The organism is Clostridium sp. FP1, assembly GCF_011065975.2.
Taxonomy (GTDB): domain Bacteria; phylum Bacillota; class Clostridia; order Clostridiales; family Clostridiaceae; genus Clostridium_AD; species Clostridium_AD tagluense.
Window position 1 is genome coordinate 2826147 of the sequence record NZ_JAAMNJ020000001.1, and the last position, 19525, is coordinate 2845671.

17 protein-coding genes are annotated in these 19525 nt (G+C 30.7%); all 17 read right to left on the reverse strand.

Annotated elements, in window-relative coordinates:
• Window positions 1-7 precede the first annotated feature (7 nt).
• The 17 genes from wecB to G9F70_RS13765 all read right to left on the reverse strand — a co-directional run bounded on the left by wecB (window position 8) and on the right by G9F70_RS13765 (window position 19461).
• On the reverse strand, window positions 8-1057 hold the full coding sequence (gene wecB, locus G9F70_RS13685) for a non-hydrolyzing UDP-N-acetylglucosamine 2-epimerase (RefSeq protein ID WP_125003113.1): 1050 nt from the start codon (window positions 1055-1057) through the stop codon (window positions 8-10).
• Window positions 1058-1076: 19 nt separating this feature from the next.
• Window positions 1077-2066 (reverse strand): D-glucuronyl C5-epimerase family protein, encoded by a 990-nt coding sequence (locus tag G9F70_RS13690; protein WP_164943519.1) that lies wholly within the window; start codon window positions 2064-2066, stop codon window positions 1077-1079.
• Window positions 2067-2119: 53 nt separating this feature from the next.
• Window positions 2120-3454: a glycosyltransferase gene (locus G9F70_RS13695; protein WP_164943520.1), complete on the reverse strand. Its 1335-nt coding sequence runs from the start codon at window positions 3452-3454 to the stop codon at window positions 2120-2122.
• Window positions 3455-3474: 20 nt separating this feature from the next.
• Entirely contained in the window at window positions 3475-4974 is a 1500-nt protein-coding gene (locus G9F70_RS13700; RefSeq protein ID WP_164943521.1) for an O-antigen ligase family protein, read from the reverse strand.
• A 54-nt stretch (window positions 4975-5028) separates the two neighbouring features.
• Complete coding sequence (locus G9F70_RS13705; RefSeq protein ID WP_164943522.1) at window positions 5029-6468, reverse strand: polysaccharide deacetylase family protein; 1440 nt, start codon at window positions 6466-6468, stop codon at window positions 5029-5031.
• 3 nt (window positions 6469-6471) lie between these two features.
• On the reverse strand, window positions 6472-8190 hold the full coding sequence (locus G9F70_RS13710) for a CDP-glycerol glycerophosphotransferase family protein (RefSeq protein ID WP_164943523.1): 1719 nt from the start codon (window positions 8188-8190) through the stop codon (window positions 6472-6474).
• 35 nt (window positions 8191-8225) lie between these two features.
• Window positions 8226-9638, reverse strand: coding sequence for a lipopolysaccharide biosynthesis protein (locus G9F70_RS13715; protein ID WP_164943524.1), 1413 nt, complete (start codon window positions 9636-9638; stop codon window positions 8226-8228).
• Between the two features lie 160 nt (window positions 9639-9798).
• The gene (locus G9F70_RS13720; protein WP_164943525.1) at window positions 9799-10902 is read right to left on the reverse strand and encodes a LegC family aminotransferase; all 1104 of its coding nucleotides are present in this window, start codon (window positions 10900-10902) and stop codon (window positions 9799-9801) included.
• 21 nt (window positions 10903-10923) lie between these two features.
• A complete protein-coding gene (locus G9F70_RS13725) occupies window positions 10924-11916 on the reverse strand; it encodes an NAD-dependent 4,6-dehydratase LegB (RefSeq protein ID WP_164943526.1) in 993 nt (330 codons plus the stop codon).
• A 17-nt stretch (window positions 11917-11933) separates the two neighbouring features.
• Window positions 11934-12989: a nucleotidyltransferase family protein gene (locus tag G9F70_RS13730; protein ID WP_164943527.1), complete on the reverse strand. Its 1056-nt coding sequence runs from the start codon at window positions 12987-12989 to the stop codon at window positions 11934-11936.
• 4 nt (window positions 12990-12993) lie between these two features.
• The gene (locus G9F70_RS13735) at window positions 12994-13641 is read right to left on the reverse strand and encodes an acetyltransferase (protein WP_164943528.1); all 648 of its coding nucleotides are present in this window, start codon (window positions 13639-13641) and stop codon (window positions 12994-12996) included.
• Window positions 13642-13654: 13 nt separating this feature from the next.
• Window positions 13655-14803, reverse strand: a complete 1149-nt coding sequence (gene neuC / locus G9F70_RS13740; RefSeq protein WP_164943529.1) for a UDP-N-acetylglucosamine 2-epimerase — start codon at window positions 14801-14803, stop codon at window positions 13655-13657.
• 46 nt (window positions 14804-14849) lie between these two features.
• Window positions 14850-15893, reverse strand: a complete 1044-nt coding sequence (gene neuB / locus G9F70_RS13745) for an N-acetylneuraminate synthase (RefSeq protein ID WP_164943530.1) — start codon at window positions 15891-15893, stop codon at window positions 14850-14852.
• On the reverse strand, window positions 15886-16590 hold the full coding sequence (locus G9F70_RS13750; protein ID WP_164943531.1) for a cytidylyltransferase domain-containing protein: 705 nt from the start codon (window positions 16588-16590) through the stop codon (window positions 15886-15888). The genes neuB and G9F70_RS13750 overlap by 8 nt, the downstream gene beginning before the upstream one ends.
• Window positions 16591-16592: 2 nt before the next feature.
• The gene (locus G9F70_RS13755; protein ID WP_164943532.1) at window positions 16593-17585 is read right to left on the reverse strand and encodes a methicillin resistance protein; all 993 of its coding nucleotides are present in this window, start codon (window positions 17583-17585) and stop codon (window positions 16593-16595) included.
• A gap of 12 nt (window positions 17586-17597) precedes the next feature.
• Window positions 17598-18338: an acyltransferase gene (locus tag G9F70_RS13760; protein ID WP_164943533.1), complete on the reverse strand. Its 741-nt coding sequence runs from the start codon at window positions 18336-18338 to the stop codon at window positions 17598-17600.
• 34 nt (window positions 18339-18372) lie between these two features.
• Window positions 18373-19461: a Gfo/Idh/MocA family protein gene (locus G9F70_RS13765; RefSeq protein WP_164943534.1), complete on the reverse strand. Its 1089-nt coding sequence runs from the start codon at window positions 19459-19461 to the stop codon at window positions 18373-18375.
• Window positions 19462-19525 lie beyond the last annotated feature (64 nt).

Genomic DNA, 19525 nt, shown 5'->3' on the forward strand with positions numbered 1-19525 from the left:
TCTACCTCTATCCTATAATATCAACAATTTTTTTTACTGCATCACCAAATCCAAAATATCCATTCTTAGGTTCATTACACTTAAATTGCAAAATAGCATCTTTTATTTTCAACTTATCCGCTCCAACAAGTATATTCCATCCATTTTCTACGGTTTCAATCCATTCAGTTTCTTCTCGAAGCGTAATACAAGGCTTGTCAAGAAAAAATGCTTCCTTTTGTACTCCACCACTGTCAGTAACTATCTTTTTACAGTTCTTCTCTAGCATCACCATTTCTAAATAACCAACAGATTGAATAGTTTGAACATTTTTTTCAAAAGACAATCCGTATTCACTTATATACTTTTGAGTTCTAGGATGTAGTGGAAGTATTATTTTTTCTTCACTTTCATTCAATGCTTCTACGATGTTTTTTAATCTATTGAAATCATTAGTATTTTCAGCTCTGTGAATAGTAGCTAATATATATTCTTCTTTATTTAAGTTAAGTATATTCATTATGTTGGTTTTTTTTTCAGCAATTTTATTAAAATGTAATATAGAATCATACATAACATCGCCTACATTGTATACATTCTTAACTATTCCCTCTTTACTTAAATTGCTAACAGCAGTTTTTGTAGGTGCAAATAAAATATTTGATATATGATCCGTAAGAATACGGTTTTGTTCTTCTGGCATAGTCATATTATAACTTCTAAGTCCAGCCTCTATATGAATAAGTGGTATCAACATTTTACTTGATGCTAGCGCACCAGCTAAAGTAGAATTAGTATCTCCATAAACTAAAACACAATCTGGTTTTTCTTTTTGTAGCACTGATTCAATTTTTATAAGCATATTTCCTGTCTGATACCCATGATTTCCGGAACATATATTTAAATTATAATCCGGTTTTGGGATATCTAATTCTTCAAAAAAAACTTTAGACATGTTATCATCATAATGTTGCCCTGTATGTATTATAATTTCATTATTATTTTTTCTCAAAGCATTAGAAACCATTGATGCTTTGACAAACTGCGGTCTAGCCCCAATTACCGTTAATATTTTCATCTAATCTCACCTTTTATCCTTATTTGTCTGAAATTGATGGCACATAATTGCTTTGATTTCTTACAGAAAGTTTATGTGCAATCTTATATAATGTGGCAATAATATATATAATTATATTATTTTTGGATTTCTCCCAAGCCATATAATATTCTCGATATAAATCATTATTTGTTAAAGTATACATTGATTTTAGCTGTTCTATATGAAGCTTATGATAAAAAACACTTGTTATATTATGAATTTTAAAATTATATAAGTCATATCTCGACCATTTTATTCCTTTAATATTAAATAAGGGTAAATTATCACAAAGCGTCTTCTCACCTTTATTATATAATTCTAAAGCTTTTTTATTATTGGATACAATATTAAAATCCAATAATCCCCAAAGTGAAAAAATCAATCCATTTAATACAAAAGAAGGCTCTTTAGATGGATATTCTTCGTAAAAATATCCGTTACTGAGTAGCGCAAGCACTCCTTTATCTTCACTTTTAACTTCAAAAGATATAAGAAGTTTTTCACAAACATCTAAATATCTTTTATCTTTTGTTACAGAATAACATCTTGCAAGAACAGACATAGGTTGTCCTTGTGATAATGAGGATAACCAAGGCTTATGAAGCCCATAGGTCATCTTGTCATAATCATTAGCATATCCATAGACACCTTTTGATGTCTCCTGCAGGTTTTTTACAAACCATTCTGCACAAATTATAACAACATCAAAATATTTTTTATCTTTCGTCTCTATATATTTATCAAAATTTCCTAAGGCATACTGCGCAATAGTTACTGGAAAATAATAATATGTTCCATCCATTTCTAAAAGAGGTATATTATTTTCATCCATCTTACCAATGTAATTATGCTTAGGTTTTGTGTCAACATAATATTGGTCAATTTTCTTTAAACTACAGTTCTTATTGGCTATCATATCTGGGTGCCAATAATCTTGTTTCCCAAAAATTAAACTTCCATAAGCTTTAACCATTTGAAGAATATTCATGTAGATTTTCCTCTCCTCTATAATATCTTAAAAAGTATAACTAATTTATAAATTTACTGGAATAAATTCACTAGTTGATTTGTTAAATTTTTTCTTTCAAATTCCACACATTTTTCTGCGGCATTAGTATTGGTATCTTCTTTGTTTTTCCATTTTTCATAATTACTTTTTATAAAATTGTAAACACCATCTACATCCCCATGATCATATGAATATCCAATTTCTTTATCTATTATTAAATTTGAAGCTACACCATTTGAAGGCATAATCCCTAAAATTGGTCTTTGAGATCCTATATAGTCAAAAATTTTACCGCTAAACACAGTTCTGCTCTCATCTTCATCTGAGAGTATTATTAAATTAATATCTGCACCCTTCATATGTGAGATGCACTGAGAATGAGGCATATAATCAATTTTTTCGAAATTTTCATAAATACTCGATGCTGCAATTAGATTTATGTATTCATCTAATATAAATCCAATAAACTTTATTTTTATGTTGTTTTTATACTCATCATCTTCATTAAACAATCGCTCTGTTGCTTTTAAGAGTGTTTCTGGTGTTTGTCCTTTTGCCACAATACCACTGTAACATATAGTGAATTTTTCTTCTTTAACAACTTTCACTTTTTCAAAATCATTAGCATCAAAACCATTAGTAATGGTAACAAATTTATCCTTATACTGAGGGTATCTTTTTTTGTAATTTTCACATATAGGTTCTGTAACCATAATTATTTTATCAGCATAGGCTACAACCTCTGCCTCAAGTTTTTCTTCTTTTTTCTTTCTCTTTTCTGAATGACCCACAGTCATTGGTGAATTTCCTATCCATGGATCTCTAAAATCAGCTACCCAGGTCAGATTTGTTTTTTTCTTTGCTTGTAGCGCAATCAAATGTACAGTATATGGATATGAGGATGAAAAAATATATTGAATATCTTCCTTTTTTAAAATATTGTAAACATCCTTTACTGCATGTTTATACCATCTTATTTTACTATCAGGTACTAACAAATTAAGCTCAATGAACCTAAATGCTCTTTCTTTGAGGCCTGGTGAACTTTGCTTTGATACAGTAGTGCTACTACTGTTTTTGTTATCTTCGTTTGATGCAACTTTAGGTTTTCTTATAGCGCTTAATTTTTCAATTATATTTCTAACCCATAAGGTCTCTCCAGAATTTGATCTATATACCACAACACTTTTTGGTACTTCTAAAAGCAAGGTTTCATCATATGCAAAATTATGACCAGCCTTAATAGTTGCAACTATTGGATTATATCCAAATTGCGGCATATATTTAACAAATTTTAAAGTTCTTTGGACTCCGCTTCCGCCCATGGGTGGAAAAAAATACAATATTGATAACACATTTTTACTCACTTTAACACCTCAATTTACTTTTAGTTATTTGAAATAGTTTGTTCTTTTACTGTTATTAATAAAATAGTCACTAAACTAATTAATACAAATGCTGGAACCACGCTTATAGGATGCTTTGAAGTAATGAATGCCTGACCTGTAACATTACCATATGCCATAAGTGAGGTCATGCCTATAAATGTAGGAAGTATAATGCTTTTATTATATTTTTTCTTTTTAGTAAATCCATATATTAAAGATTTAAACATGGTACCCCACCAAGAAAAGAAAAATACTAGTGCAAAAGGCACCCCAAATTCAGCAGCTACATTTAAAAATATATTATGAGCATCGATGTATGCTTTTTTTAGTTCCGGTGCATATGATTGAAAATAATACTTAAAATTAGCTGGGCCTACACCAACATAAGTATGATCTTCTATCATTCTAAATGCTGCTGACCAGATAGGACTTCTATTCCGAGCCTGCTCACCTAATTGATAAAAGAATCCTTTATCACTTCCTGTATTTCCTTCAACTTTAGGCACTCCAGAATTTACAATGGATTCCGTTATTTCTGTCATTTCACCTCGTTGGGATACATTAAAAGTAATGCAACCTAGTATTACTAAGGATACTATTAAATATTTTTTATAATTTTTATAATCTATTATAATAATAGCTACAAAGGCTATTATTAATGCGCCCAATATACCTCTAGATCTTTGAGTACATAAATTAACAATCTCAACTAGTAACAGTAACTTATATATAGAATTATACTTGCCTGAAATTTCTTTGTTAACAGCATATATTAATATAAATGGAAGCACCATCAAAGTATATCCAAGCATAAAATTACTGCCTAATACTCCATAGAGGTGAGTGTTTTCCCCACTCAATATTAGACTATATAGAGCTATAAAAGTATCTGGTATTCCTGATATTGCAACTCCTATACATAGAAACAAAATAATCTTTTTATAAAAATCATGTTCCTTTATTTCTAAACATATCAATATTAAACTATAAAGAATCATAAATATGACTCCGATAAATGTTAATCTAAATGCTTCAAATTTATATGCACTTCGTAATGATGAAATTAGGGCAATAGCACATAGGAAAAAATATACTATAGTAACTATTCCATATTTGCTTTTTATATTAATCTTTTTAAAATTCAATTTTTCTTTTCTTATACCAATCATTAAAAATATAAAATACACAAAATACATTGTAGCACCAATACTATTTTGATTCAATCTATTTAATAAGTATAACTGCATAGGCAGTATTGGTATAGAAATATTATATATTAGTATGGCAGTTTTTGAATCCTTTAACATTAAAACTAATGAACTAATTATAAATATTGTTGTAAAAAAACTAGCTGCAAATATAAAATAATTGGTTTTTCCTATAAGCATATATATACCTAATTGACAAACTAAATATGCTACTAAAATTAACATTTTATATTTTAATAAATAATCTAAATATTCTTTTGACCCATCTTTAATATCCTTTAGTAAATTCATTTATTACCTCCTGGTATTCCTATAATGTATTGAATAATTATGAATTGTTCATGTTTACTTTATATAAGTTTGCCCTAAAAACATTTTATAAATGTTAATTCCACTTTGGACAATACAATTTTGTTTTTCAAAATATGAATATAACCACTTGAACACTTGTTTTGAATTTTTATTATATTGGCTTGTTATAGCTGAATTATGCCATAATACAACAAAAACTCCACTATATTTTTTCACTTGAAAAATAAGTTCTTTAATATATTCCACAGACTCCTCATAATTTAAATTCATATAATCAAAAAGACTTCCCTCCATTAATATTAATGGAATTTCAATTAAATCTAAAGATGAATTATTGGTTAAGTCATAAGTCCGATAAGGCAAACAGTATCCTACCTTGAATCCTGCCTGTTCTGGAAAACATACCGTAGAGTCATATTGCAACTTACAGTCATCTTGAATAACCCATGTTCTCGAGTTATGAAAACTTAAATAATGCTGCCTAACCCCCAAAACAAAAGTATCCTCTATATTATTTTCTAATATGGCAAGTTGATTTTTAAAATTCTCTTTATCATTAGAAGTATTAAGTCCTGGATGAAATCCTATCTCACATCCATTGTCCAATATTTTCTTAAAAATTTCTTTTACTCTATTACTTTTCAAATCATAAGTTTTTCTATCTGCCATAAAGTAAAAGCTGGATTTAAATTTTTTCTCCCTTTCCATATTCATAATGTAATCAAAAGTATCGAAGGGATCTTTCTGTACTTTTAGTATTTTAATATTAATAAAATCACTTATTCTTTTAAATACTTGCCTTGGCTTTCTATCAATTAAAATCATACTAAGTAATAATCTTATTTCTCTTTTAAAGGATAGATGCTGTGTAATGATATCAACATCATGAGATAACATTACTGCATATTCACTCCCCTTCCATAAATCTTTTTTTTCAATGGCCATATTAAATCTTCCACTTAAAACACTAATAAACAAATATATATTTTCATTAACCACTGGTCGTGATAGCAAATTGAATTTATGTAAAATAGAATTCACTATATTAAATCTTCCTTTATCATCGTACTCATCAAAAACAAATTCTTCATAACATGTTAAAAAATAAAATATGGTCTGAAAAATGTCAATATTAAATATTATTTTTTCTTGCTTTTCTTTGATGTAAAGATCACAGACTTTATTAGTAAAGAATACCGGTATTCCCTCATAAAATTCAACATTACTAAGCAAGGAATATTTATGTAAATAATTTTCTCCAAAAAGAGAACCCTGCGTAACAATTATATTTGCAAAGCCACATTCTAAATTGTTTCCATAATAAATAATTAAATCACATTTGCAATCTGTAGGATTAAATTTTGAATATGGTACAATGCAATATTCAACGCAGTAATTACTAAATAATATCTGTGATGCATACTCTATCTGATTTTTAAATTTTTCATTTTCATAAACGATTAAAAATTTCATAACTTACTCACCTACAATATTAAAAATTCTTTCACTAACCTTACCGTCTACTTTATAGAAATTTTCATCTAGGTATTGCTTAATACCTCCATCCTTTTTAATATCAATATCTTTTAGTTTTACTAGTGTTTTTGCTAATTCAAATTCATTGCTTACACCAACTGAAACACCATCACGAACAAAACCTCCTGCATCATTATATTTTGGAAGTAGAATACATGTAGATGGCTTATTTAAAAGGGCTCCCTCAACAACAACTGTAGAATGAACACTTACAATAACATCACTCCAATTAATAAGATCATATAAGTCACCATCTTTTAGGATTTTAGCATTATTTATATTATACTCCTCTATTTTCGACGTGTAGAAGTCATAATATAAATCAATGGGATGAAGCTTAATTATAAGTTCATAAGGCTCTTTTAACAAATTCAATGCTTTAAATAACATTATTGTTGCTGGTTCTAGTAAATCTACAAAATATTGAGTACAATACAAAATTTTTATACTTTCTTTTTTTAATTCTGAATCATTATATTTTCTATTAACTAAAAAATCTGTTCTTACTTGACCCACTACTTTTATATTTTCTTCATTATAAGTGTTAGAATTTTCTAAAAGGAGCTGCTTATATTTATCCCCCCAAAAAAAAGTAGCTTTAGGAACTATTAGCTGCCCAAATTTTGATATTATTGCATATGCAGGTGAATTTTTATTAATTACTCCATGTTGCGATGCAAAGCTTTTTATACCTAGTCTATTTGCAGCAATAATAAAGCATCGACCTCTGTCACCTTCATCAATAATCAAACAGCTTTCAATTTTATTCTTACTTAGAAACCTTTCTGCAGATAAGGTTTCTATTAAGTAAGACTTAGATTGATGTTTTAAATCCTTTAAAATATAACAGAGCATAAGTTCTTTTAAGTCATAGTCCTCAAACTGATAATTAAAACTCGAAAGATTGCTAAGTTCATCTTTATACTTTGAATTATCTATAAGCTTTTCACCTATAAATCTCTTATAAGCAATAAATAATTCAAAAGGCACAAACTTCTCATTACAATTAAATGTTTTATCTATTAGTTCTACACTATTTAATAGTTGAAGATTTAACACATTAAATTTACTTCTACATTTTTCAGTTACAAGACCTATTTGAGTATCATAATAGCGATTGTTTGCTTGGGCATCTTGCACTAAATTCAGTGAACCTGCATGAGAGCATATAAGCATATTTGAGCTTTTGCCTTTAATCATTTTAAACCTTAAGTACTGCAGAGCCCCTGAGAATTGTCTGTGAAATAGCTTATACTTATTGTTTAACCCACTATTTTTTTTATCACTATTTTCTTTCGTAGCTTCACTAGTTTTTAATTTAAATATTTTTTCAGCTGCCATCTTCATAATTTCATTATCTGTTTGGACTAAAAAATCTTTACCATATTCCAGTGTAACTCTTTGAAGAATAGTTATACTGGTTATTAATATTTTTAGTTTTAAAAATATTGTTGGCCTATTGAAATAATATAATGGAATACCATCATAGCTGCATAAATCCTCCATTTGCTTCCCATCAATTTGTTGATTTTCTAAAAACTTAAGAAAGCAAAATGAGCGTCCATCGATATTTGAACTAACTAAATATTTATCTATATCAACTTTTCCATTGCTACTTACCATTTCCTTACACTCATTTGTATATATTAACGTATTCAACTTATATCACTTTCCTTTTACTATATGTCATTGGATTATCTATTTAAAAGAACACCAATTTTCTTCTTAAAGCTAAAAACTGTTATTAAACAAACCATGGTAATTATACCATATCTTATAACCCATATGTCTTTAATGAAATAAAAAATCCCACTAGATATAGCTATAAACAAAATCCCATATATAAAGTGCATAACATTAAAGACTCTTACGTCAGATATTTTTAAAGCTATTATATAATGATACAAAAAAAGCAATAAATATGATACAACAGTTGTCCACCCAGCAGCTACATATCCAAATTTGGGAATAAAAATCAGATTTAAAACTATATTAGCTACTGCAGCCATAAATGTTCCCGTTGCTATATATTTAGTTTTCTTTGTGTAAAACTCTAAATTAACTGGTAGACTATATAAGAAAACAAAGTAATAACCTATCATTATGATTGGTACGAGTCCTATTCCTTGTGAATATGCTTTTGTACCTAAAATCATTGCTATTTCTGGAGATATAAAAATTAAAATAAAGGTTATAAATGAGAATAAAATTATATAATACTTTGTTTTTTCCGAAATTTCATCATAGTTTTCTTCCTTCATATTTTCAAAAAACCAAGGTACCCAAGCTTTATTAGATGCAGCCCAAGCAATACTTACTATGAGTCCCATTTTATATGCAAATCCATAAATACCCGTTTCAGCATCACCTACGATTTTACTTATCATTACGGCATCAGAAGAAGTCAATGCTATTGATGAAAGTTGATGAAAAATCATAGGAAGAGAAATAGGTAGTGCATACTTCCAGTATCTTAAAGCTATTAACTTTCTGCCTTTAATCATAAATATAGCATATAGTATTACTCCATAAATTATTGTAACATACGCTCCGCCCTTGATTCTTCCATAATATCTATTATTAGTTAATCCCATTATTAAAACAATTGATAAAGCAACGTTTATTAGCGTACTTGTTATAGAAATAAATAAAAATTTCTTATACTTATATTCAATAGAATATTTTGTGCTGGCAAAGCTAAGTACAAAACCGAAAAAACTTTGTACAATGAGTAGAATTACTAAATCTGGCTTTATTCCTATCATATTTGAGATAGGATTTTTGAATATAATTCCAATTGTTAGCCATATTACAAAGGTTATACTAGCCAGAAAAAGTAAAGAAGATAAGAATTCTTCATAGTCCTCTTTAAAATCAAATCTCCCTCTAGAAACAGCCGATTCAAGGCCTATACCAATAAGAATAGTAAATACACCAACATAGGTAGTGTATATTGTAATTACACCATTTTCTGTGGGACTGAGCAGTCTATTAAAAATAGGAAGCGTTAAAAACCCTATACCTTGTAGGAAAAATGTTCCTATAGTGTACCATATTCCACTTTTCACTAATTTGCTGCTATATATTTTTTTAACTAAAGCATTCAAATTTCTATCCCCTTACTAATATTTCATATTGCCTATTTTAAAAATAACTAGTGCTATAGCAATCTATTTTTTATGCACTACAATGATAAATAATACCGGTCCATATTAATATATCTTTAAAATAATATGGACCAGTATCCCTATCTGTTATTTTTAAATTTTATTTTGCGTATTTTTTAATAATATTACACACTGCTTCAATATCTTCTTTTTTAAGGCCTACAGAACTTGGAAGATTTATTCCTCGCTCATAAAGTTCACCAGTAACACTTAAATCTCCATGTGTACAATCACTGTATGGTGGCATACCATGTATAGGCATAAAGAAAGGTCTTGCTTCTATTTTTTCTTCATTTAATTTTTGTATAAGTTCATCTCGAGTAATACCATACTCCTTTTCAACTAAGATTGAGTATAGCCAAAAACAATTTTCTACATTATCTTTTTCTATTGGTAAGGTAATTCCATGAGCCTCACTTAAAAATTCATTGTAATAAACTGCATTTTCTTTTTTTACCTTTAGATATTCTTCAACATTTTCAAGTTGAGCCACTCCAAAAGCAGCAAGAAGATTTGGCATCCTAAAATTATATCCTACCTCAGGATGGTAGAAAGCTTTGTTTTCAGTAACTACTTTTGTTTGAGTAGATAAGAATTTTGCTCTATTTCCATATTCTAAATTGTTAGTTACAAACATTCCACCTGCTCCTGTAGTTATAAGCTTATTTCCATTAAAGCTATAGCAACCCATATGTCCTATGGTGCCAGCCATTTTGCCTTTATAAGTAGATCCTAATGCTTCTGTGGCATCTTCTATAACAAACAGATTATGCTTTTGTGCTATTTCCATAATCCTATCCATATCTGCAGGATGACCATAAATATGTACTGGCATTATAGCCTTTGTTTTAGGTGTTATTAACGCTTCTATCTTTTCAGCATCCATAACAAAGGTATCTCTACATACATCTACAAATACAGGCTCAGCACCTACGTATTTTATAGTGTTTATTGGAGATATAAAGGTTAATGACGGAACTATAACTTCATCTCCTGCACCTATACCTAGAGTTACTAATGCTAATTGAAGTGCTGCAGTACCATTATTAGTAACTACTGCACTTTTGCTATGAACATATTCACTAAATCTCTTTTCAAATAAATTAACGTAACTGCCTACTGAGGATACCCAATTAGTATCTATACAGTCTTTTACATATTTCCACTCATTGCCTCTAATTTCTGGTATGCATAATGGTATCACAATAAAAACCTCCTGTTTATTTTATACGTTGTATATGTCTGTTTTGAAATACTGCATATTATTTTTTATCCATTCAACTGTCTCTTCAAGACCTTTATCTATACTATAACTCGGCTTCCAGCCTGTTAATTCTTTTATTTTAGTGTTATCAGCCCATAATCTATTAACTTCGCTATTTTCTGGTCTTAGTCTTTCATCATCACAAAGGATTTTTACGTCCTTTCCTATTATACTTATTATTTTTTTAACTGTGTCTCCTATTGTTATCTCATAGTTTGAACCAGCATTTATAACTTCACCAATAGTTTTTTTGCTTTCAGCAACTTTTATGAAAGCCTCTGCAGTATCTTTTACAAAATTAAAGTCTCTAGTTGGAGTTAAACTTCCAAGTTTAATTTCTGTTTTACCTGCCAATATCTGTGATATTATTGTTGGAATTACAGCCCTTGCTGATTGTCTTGGTCCATAAGTATTAAAGGGTCTTAGAGTAGCTATTGGCATATTGAAGCTTTTATAGTAACTTTCTGCCATCTTATCTGCTCCTATTTTTGATGCTGAATATGGAGATTGACCCTGCATTGGGTGTTTTTCATCAATTGGCACATAAAGAGCTGTGCCATAGGTTTCAGACGTCGAGGTATGCACAATTTTCTCAACGTCATATTCTCTACAGGCTTCTAAAACATTAGTAGTGCCTTCTATATTTGTTCTTACATAGGCCATAGGTGAAAGATAAGAATATGGAATTGCAATTAGTGCAGCAAGATGAAGCACCACTTCTTGCCCCTTTACAATTCTTTTCATTCCATCATATTCTCTTATGTCTCCAGTAACAACTTTAATGCTATCTTTAGTCTTTTTATCAAAAGTGTCAATCCATCCCCAGTTATTAAAAGAATTATATTGGGCAAGTGCCGTAACATCTGCTCCAAGTTCCACTAATCTTTCTGTTAAATGACTTCCTATAAATCCCTCTGCACCTGTAACTAAAACTTTTTTCCCTTGCCAATTCATTTCATCTACCCCTTTTCTTATAGTTTAAAAAATTTATGAATATCCGTGTTGGCCTTTCTATAGTCCTCTATTTGACCTATATCCTTCCAATACTCAGTTATCTCATATATACCTGACGTGTAATCATTATTCATTGCATCTTCTATTAAATCAGTCATATTGTAAACTTCATCTTCTTTTATGTATTTTACAATTTCAGGATTAACCACATATACTCCGCCATTAATATGAAATTTATATGTAGGCTTCTCTTCCAAAGACTCTATAAGCATATTATCCGTAACTAATACTCCATAAGGAACATTAATTTCATAATTTCTAACGCCCACTGTTATATTGAAGTTGTTTTTTATATGATGATTTAATAATTTTTCAAAATCAATTCCTGTTAGTATATCGCCATTTATAACTATAAACGGTTTTGTGAATTTTTCTTTTGCGAGAGCTATTGAACCTGCTGTGCCTAGTTTTTTAGTTTCTCTAATATATTCTATCTTTACCCCAAATTCACTTCCATTTTTGAAGTAATCCTCTATTATTTCTCCTTTATAATTAAGTGAAATAATAAAGTTTCTAAAACCATATTCTTTAAATTGTTCTATTATAAGCTCCAATATGGGTTTATCGCCAACTGTTAGCATAGGTTTCGGTACTGTTTCTGTTAAAGGTCTTAACCTAGTGCCTAGACCTCCCGCCAAAATAAAAACATAATTATCCTTTTTCTCATAAGAGATTATATCATCTAAAAAGTATAAGTCTATAAGTTTTTTATCTTTATCAATAACAGGTACCTGTCTTATCTTATTGCTTAGCATATATTCTTTTGCTTTCTTTTTACTATGCTCTTCTGTTACAAATTTAAAATTTTTAAAATATGTGTTTTCTATACTATCACTTATACTAGAGCCTTTAAGTATAGCCCGCCTAATATCACCATCTGTAATAGTCCCCACCAGTTCATTATTTTCATTTACAACTAGAGCTCCACCAGTTAAGTTTTTATCTATAACCACCATAGCTTCTTTTATTGTAGAACTAGCTCCTATACAATATTTATCAATTGAAAATTTCATAATATCACCTGCGCTTTATAATTTTTGCTGGAATTCCTACTGCAACTACATTATCTACTATATTTTCAATAACCACGGTTCCAGCTCCTATAATTACATTGTTCCCTATCTGTACTGATTGAATTATAGAACTACCCATACCTATATGAGTATTACAGCCAACATTCACCCCTCCGGCTATACAAGCCCTAGGTGAGATATGGGTATTTCTTTGCACTTTGCAATCATGCTCGATTACTGCACCAGTGTTTATTATACAATTCTCTTCTATGAATGCACCTGGATTAATTATGACTCCAGCCATTACGCAAGTTCCAAAGGCTACATTTGCATAAGGAGAAACTATTGCACCCTTATGTATAAGTGCGGGTATAGTAAAGCCTATAGCCAAAAGTTCCATGTATATCTTATCTCGAAGCACAATATTTTGAAGTGCACCAACACATACAAAGGCATTTTTTACTCCAGTATTGTATAGCTCTTTTAAAATGCTGTCATCACCTATTATAGGTATATCTAATACAAGGGCTGCTTCACCACATGCATAAGCTTTGTCCGTTACACCCACTATATCATATTTAGAAGTACTTTTTATAATGTCTATAATAACCTTGCAATGACCACCTGCACCTACAAGTACGATTTTCTCCATAATATCACCCCAACTAGTAAGTTATTCTTTTTTGTATAAGTTCCCTATCTAGGACTATCTCACTTAAAATTTGCGCTATTTTACCACTGGCATTACCATCACCATAAGGATTTATGCAGGTTTCTAATTGTTTGTTAAAGCTCTCATCTTCTAGTGCGCTTTTAATTCCTGCCTTTACAGCATCTTTACCGTAAGGTATGTCTATTATATTGCAGGCTCTTAATCTTCCACCCTGCCTTGATCCTATATTTACCACAGGCAACTTAAAGCTAGGAGCTTCAATTATACCTGAAGATGAATTCCCTATCATTACATCTGCTATTTCTAAAAAGCTTAGGTACTCTACTTGACTTAAATTTCTAAATACCTTTAAGAAAGGATATTTAGCTCTATATTCCTCAATAACCCTTATAATTTCACGTCCGCCATTATCACTGTTTGGATATGAAACTATAGTTTGATACCCAAGTTCTACAATCGCATCTAGTGTTTCTCTTATTTGCCACTCCACCATGTCACGTTCTGTAGTTACTGGATGCTGGGTAAGTAAAAATATCTTATCATCTTCTAATTTAAATCTTTCTAGCATTACACTTCTTGATAAAAACACTGTTTTTTTAATGTAATCAAGACCTGGAGCCCCTACTACAAAAATATTTTCTTCCCTCTCACCTAGTTTAAGGATTCTTTGTTTGCTATCCTCATTAGCGGGAAAATGAATATGCGAAAGTTTAGTTATAGCGTGTCTTACAGATTCATCTACGGTTCCAGTTACTTCCCCTCCATGAATATGAGCCACAGGAATATTCATATGAATAGCTGCAGTGGCTGCCGCAAGCATTTCTCCTCTATCACCAAGTATTAATACCGCATCTGGTTTTATTCTATCAAAGCACTGTGCCATACTTATAATGGAAAGCCCTATAGATTTAGCCATAGAGGCGCCTGTGTCAGAAGCCAGAATTGTTTCAAACTTATCTGCTATTTCAAAACCATCTTTTTCTATCTCGTTTATAGTCATGCCAAATTCAGGGCATAGATGCATACCACAGGCAATAAGATTAAGATCCAATGCCACATGTTTTTCTATTTCTTTAAGAACATGATAAAATATACCATAATCTGCTCTCGTACCCGTTATTACTGCTATTTTTCTTTTCATATTTAATCTCCTATCCTATTTCAAGATGAAGTAATTTGGCTCATTTTTATTCCACCATATTAAAGGCTATTTGCTCATTCATTTTAATATCTCTGTTAGTTTTTTTACCAACAATATCCAAATAGAATTTAGGCGAAAGCCCAGTTCCTGGTCTTTTGTAATCTAAGTCTATTAAACTTATACTCTCTCCTGCATTTATATCTCTAGCAGCTACTATACTTTTTCTGGCTGCCTTCATAGTATCTACTTCACTAGCATTGTACATCTTAATACCACTTCCAAGTGCCATTTCTACATTTCTGATTGCTGTAGCCATGTCTTTTAGCTCTAGAGGACTGAGAGATGCACTATGGTCTGGACCTTCCATGTCCTTATCTAGGGTAAAATGCTTTTCAATTATATTTGCTCCCATAGCAGCTGCGGCTATAGTTACTGTTATCCCTTGTGTGTGGTCAGAATACCCCGACACAATTTTAAAAGCATTTTTTATGGTATTCATTGCATTTAAGTTAACACTTTGAAGTTTAGCTGGATAATTTGAAGTACAATGGAGCACCGCTACTTCTTTATTCCCTATACAATAAATTGCATTTATTGCATCTTCTATTTCTGATAGTGTTGCCATGCCAGAAGATAAAATTATAGGTTTATTAAATCTTGCTATATGCTCTAAAAATGGAATATTCGTTAAATCCGCTGAACTTATTTTAAAAGCCTCCATACCAATGGATAATAAAAAATCAGCGCTTTCAAAATCAAAAGGTGTAGATAAAAACATAATTTTCTTGTGTATGCAATATTTTTGTATTTCTTTAAAATTTTCATATGAAAGTTCTAGTTTCTTTAACATATTAAACTGGGAGTCATCTTTGCCTATATTATTCTTTTGATACTCTGCCATGTCTGCATATTCAGTAACTAATTTTTCAGTCTTAAAGGTCTGAAATTTTATAGCATCAACTCCCGCAAGTACAGCTTCATCCACCAGCTTTTTTGCTATATTTATATCTCCATTATGATTAACCCCAGCCTCTGCAATAATAAAGGCTGGATTTCCATCGCCTATAACTTTACTTTCTATCTTAAACATCCATACTCTCCTTTATTATCAGTTCTACAAGTCTTGCATCTAGCATTGTGTCAATATCTACAGAACTTTCCTTGTCCATTACATAAGGGATTGTATCTTCATTAACAAATTTCTTTTCATCCACTAACATATCTGTTGAATTTAGATATAGTGCACCATTAAATATATAAAAAGCAGGTAAGTCTTGACGCCTTAGATTTGTTCCCTCAAAACTTATGACTTCTTTTAATTTATCATTTTCTATATTTCTCATAAGAATAGGATTTTCCTCAGCTTCACAAACACTAACTAATGAAGTTCTGTTAGACTCAATAATTTTTTCTATAGCTTTATCCAGATGTTCAAAAGTTCTTAAGGGTGATGTTGGCTGTAATAATATTACGTAATCAAAAGCTATATTATTATTTTTATAAAAATCTATTGCATGTATTACCACATCTATAGATTTTGCACTATCACTTGATAATTCCTCTGGTCTTAAAAAAGGAACCACAGCACCATACTGCTGTGCTATTACCTTTATGACATCACTATCTGTTGATACAATTATTTCATCTATGTATTTAGATTTCTTTCCTGCTTCTATTGTATAAGCTATAAGTGGTTTACCACATATAGACATGATGTTCTTATTTGGTATACCTTTTGAACCACCTCTTGCTGGAATAATAGCAAGAAACCTTTTATTCTTATACATAATTATCCCCTTTTAAGTATGATTTTTCCGTATTTTCTTATATCTTGTTTCATATTTAGAATGATTGAATTATTTTTAATTATTCTAAAGTATTGTTTTTGCGTAGCTCCAAAGGATCGAAACATGCTTTCTATTTGTGGAACTACCGAACCTTCAAAATCAAATTTATCCGTAAAGCCCGCAGAATATTTTATAGCTTCAAACACATTTAAATACATGGCTCCACTACTTCTAAATTCTGGGTCTGCACCACCCAATAGATAATATGCGCAGTTTTTATCATACACAAGATAAAGCGCAGCATGAAGATTGTTTTGTGCGTCCACTGTGAAAAACATCTTTCTTGCATTGTTTTTATTTATTATAGCATCAAATCTCCCAAACCACTCAAAATCAAAAGGCACCTTCATATTTTGCCGATCAAAAGTTTTTTTCAGCATACTATACATATCAGATAGAGTCAAGTTATCCATAACCTTTAAATTATGATTTACTGCTTTAGTAATAACTGACTTAGTTTTATCTGCAAACTCACCCCGGACCACTTCTATATTTTGAATACCTTCTATTACATAAGTGTACCTGGTTTGCTCATTATACCCCTTCCACATAAAGGGCATCCAATTAGTAAAATTATAGTGAAATGAACAATCAAAATTTTTAAATTTAGGAATATTATCTACAAAATCCATAATTATATCTTTTTCTTTAGAAATTCTTTTTACATACTTCATTTCTGAAAAATCAGTAAAAACTATGCCCAAGGTTTGGGTAAGCTTTGGCATAGTTATATATCCACTTTCATTTTGAGTTATGGGCATACCTGCAACCATTCTATCGCCTTTATCAAAGCAGCCTAGTATATCATACTTTGAACCTACTGCATCTAACCAAAAGCTTTTAGCAAATATGCATCCTTGTGGAGATTTGTCTACAAATGCATCCCACATTTCATATTCATTTTTTTCTAAATTTCTAAAATTAAAATTTCCCATATTTACTTCCTTTTATTGATTTTTAAGCAATTGATCCTCTGGTACAGCTCGAAGCACTTTAGCAGGATTTCCAACTACTATTGTTCCTGCTTCCACGTCTTTTGTAACTACACTACCTGCTGCTACTAAAGCATCTTCGTGTATGATTTTACCTGGGAGAATAACTGCTCCAGCTCCAATTCTTCCGCCTTTTTTTATAGTTACTCCTTTAAATTTTCCGAACCTTTCCTTAGAACGGGCCGCATAGTTATCATTAGAAGTTGTAACACAAGGGGCAATAAATACATAATCGCAAACCTGGGAATAAGCAGTTAAATATACATTAGTTTGTATTTTGCAGTTAGACCCAACGCTACAGAAATTTTCAATAGTTGTTCCGCGACCAATAATTGTTTTTGAACCTAGGGTTACATTTTCTCTTATTACAGCAGTGTCCGCAATAAGTGTTTTCTCTCCAATTGTGCAACCACAATAAATAATTACCCCTGCCCCTATAAGGCAACCTTCACTTATTTTAGCTGGAAGCAATTTTTCTTCATCTTTGAAAATGCTGTTTACGGATCTCATAGGCTGTTTACCTATTACCGTATTATCATCTATTCTAACGTTGTCTGAAATATTAGTTCCAGTGTGTATAACCACATTACTACCTATAACACAATTATCTCCTATAACTACCTCATCATCTATTACTACAAAATGTCCCATTGTTACATTATTGCCAATTTTGCTTTTCTCTGAAACATAATTCATGAAATTAACTCCTTTTCATATGATATTTCTAAAATTATTTTTTCATTTGCATTGTTGAGAACTCTCCCATTGGGAATTTAACTGGAAGCCCTGTAAGTCTTGATTTATAAGCAGCAAGTATAATAGACATACCTTTTTTACCTTCTTCTCCATTTATGAGAGGTTGTCTATCCATATTTATAGCATCTACCATGTCTTTATATAGTGGTGTATGTCCAAAGCCATATACTGAATCTGGGTCGCCTTTCTGCTGACTTAATATTTCCTGCTCAGTATCTATATTATCCGCAAATTTCCAAGTTTCAATTGAATTAACTGCAAGTCCTCCTATACAAACTGTACCAGTTTCACCAAAGATGCTTAATGTCTCTTCTAAATTTTTAGGATATACACAAGCAGAACCTTCAATCATACCTATAGCTCCATTTTTAAATCTTATCATTATTGCTCCAAAATCTTCAGCTTCTATATCTCGAAGGAAAGTATCACACTGGGCATAAACAGTGTCTATTTCTCCGCCCATCATCCATTGTAATAAATCAATATTGTGAATACATTGATTCATTAGTGTACCACCGTCCAGTTCCCATGTTCCTCTCCAAGGTGCTTGAGTGTAGTATCCCATATTTCTATTCCAAAGGATTCTTGCTGTTCCATTAACTAATTTTCCGAATCTATTTTCTTCCACTGCTGCTCTGAGCTTTTGTATTGGCTCATTAAATCTATTTTGATGACTAACACAAAGTTTTACATTGTTTTTACTTGCACACTGAATCATTCTATCTGCATCTTGAGTAGATAGCGCCATGGGTTTTTCCACAAGTACATGTTTACCTCTATTCATGCAATATATAGCTATTTCCGGATGATATCCACTTTCAGTAGCTATAGAAACCATATCTATATCAGCTTTTTCAAGCATTTCTTTATAATCTGTATAGACTTTTACATCAGCATTTTCTCCTAGTGCTTTTATGTACTCATCTCTTTTGGAAGATGCATTATCTTCCACCACATCGCAAACTGCTGTAAGCTGGATTTCTGACTTATTTTGAGTTATAGCCTCTATATGTTTGTAAGATATTCTCCCACATCCTATTATTGCTACCTTTAATTTTTTCATTTAAATTCCTCCTTGATGGTTTGTTAGAATTTTGGCATGCAACATTATAAAATAGTTTACAATG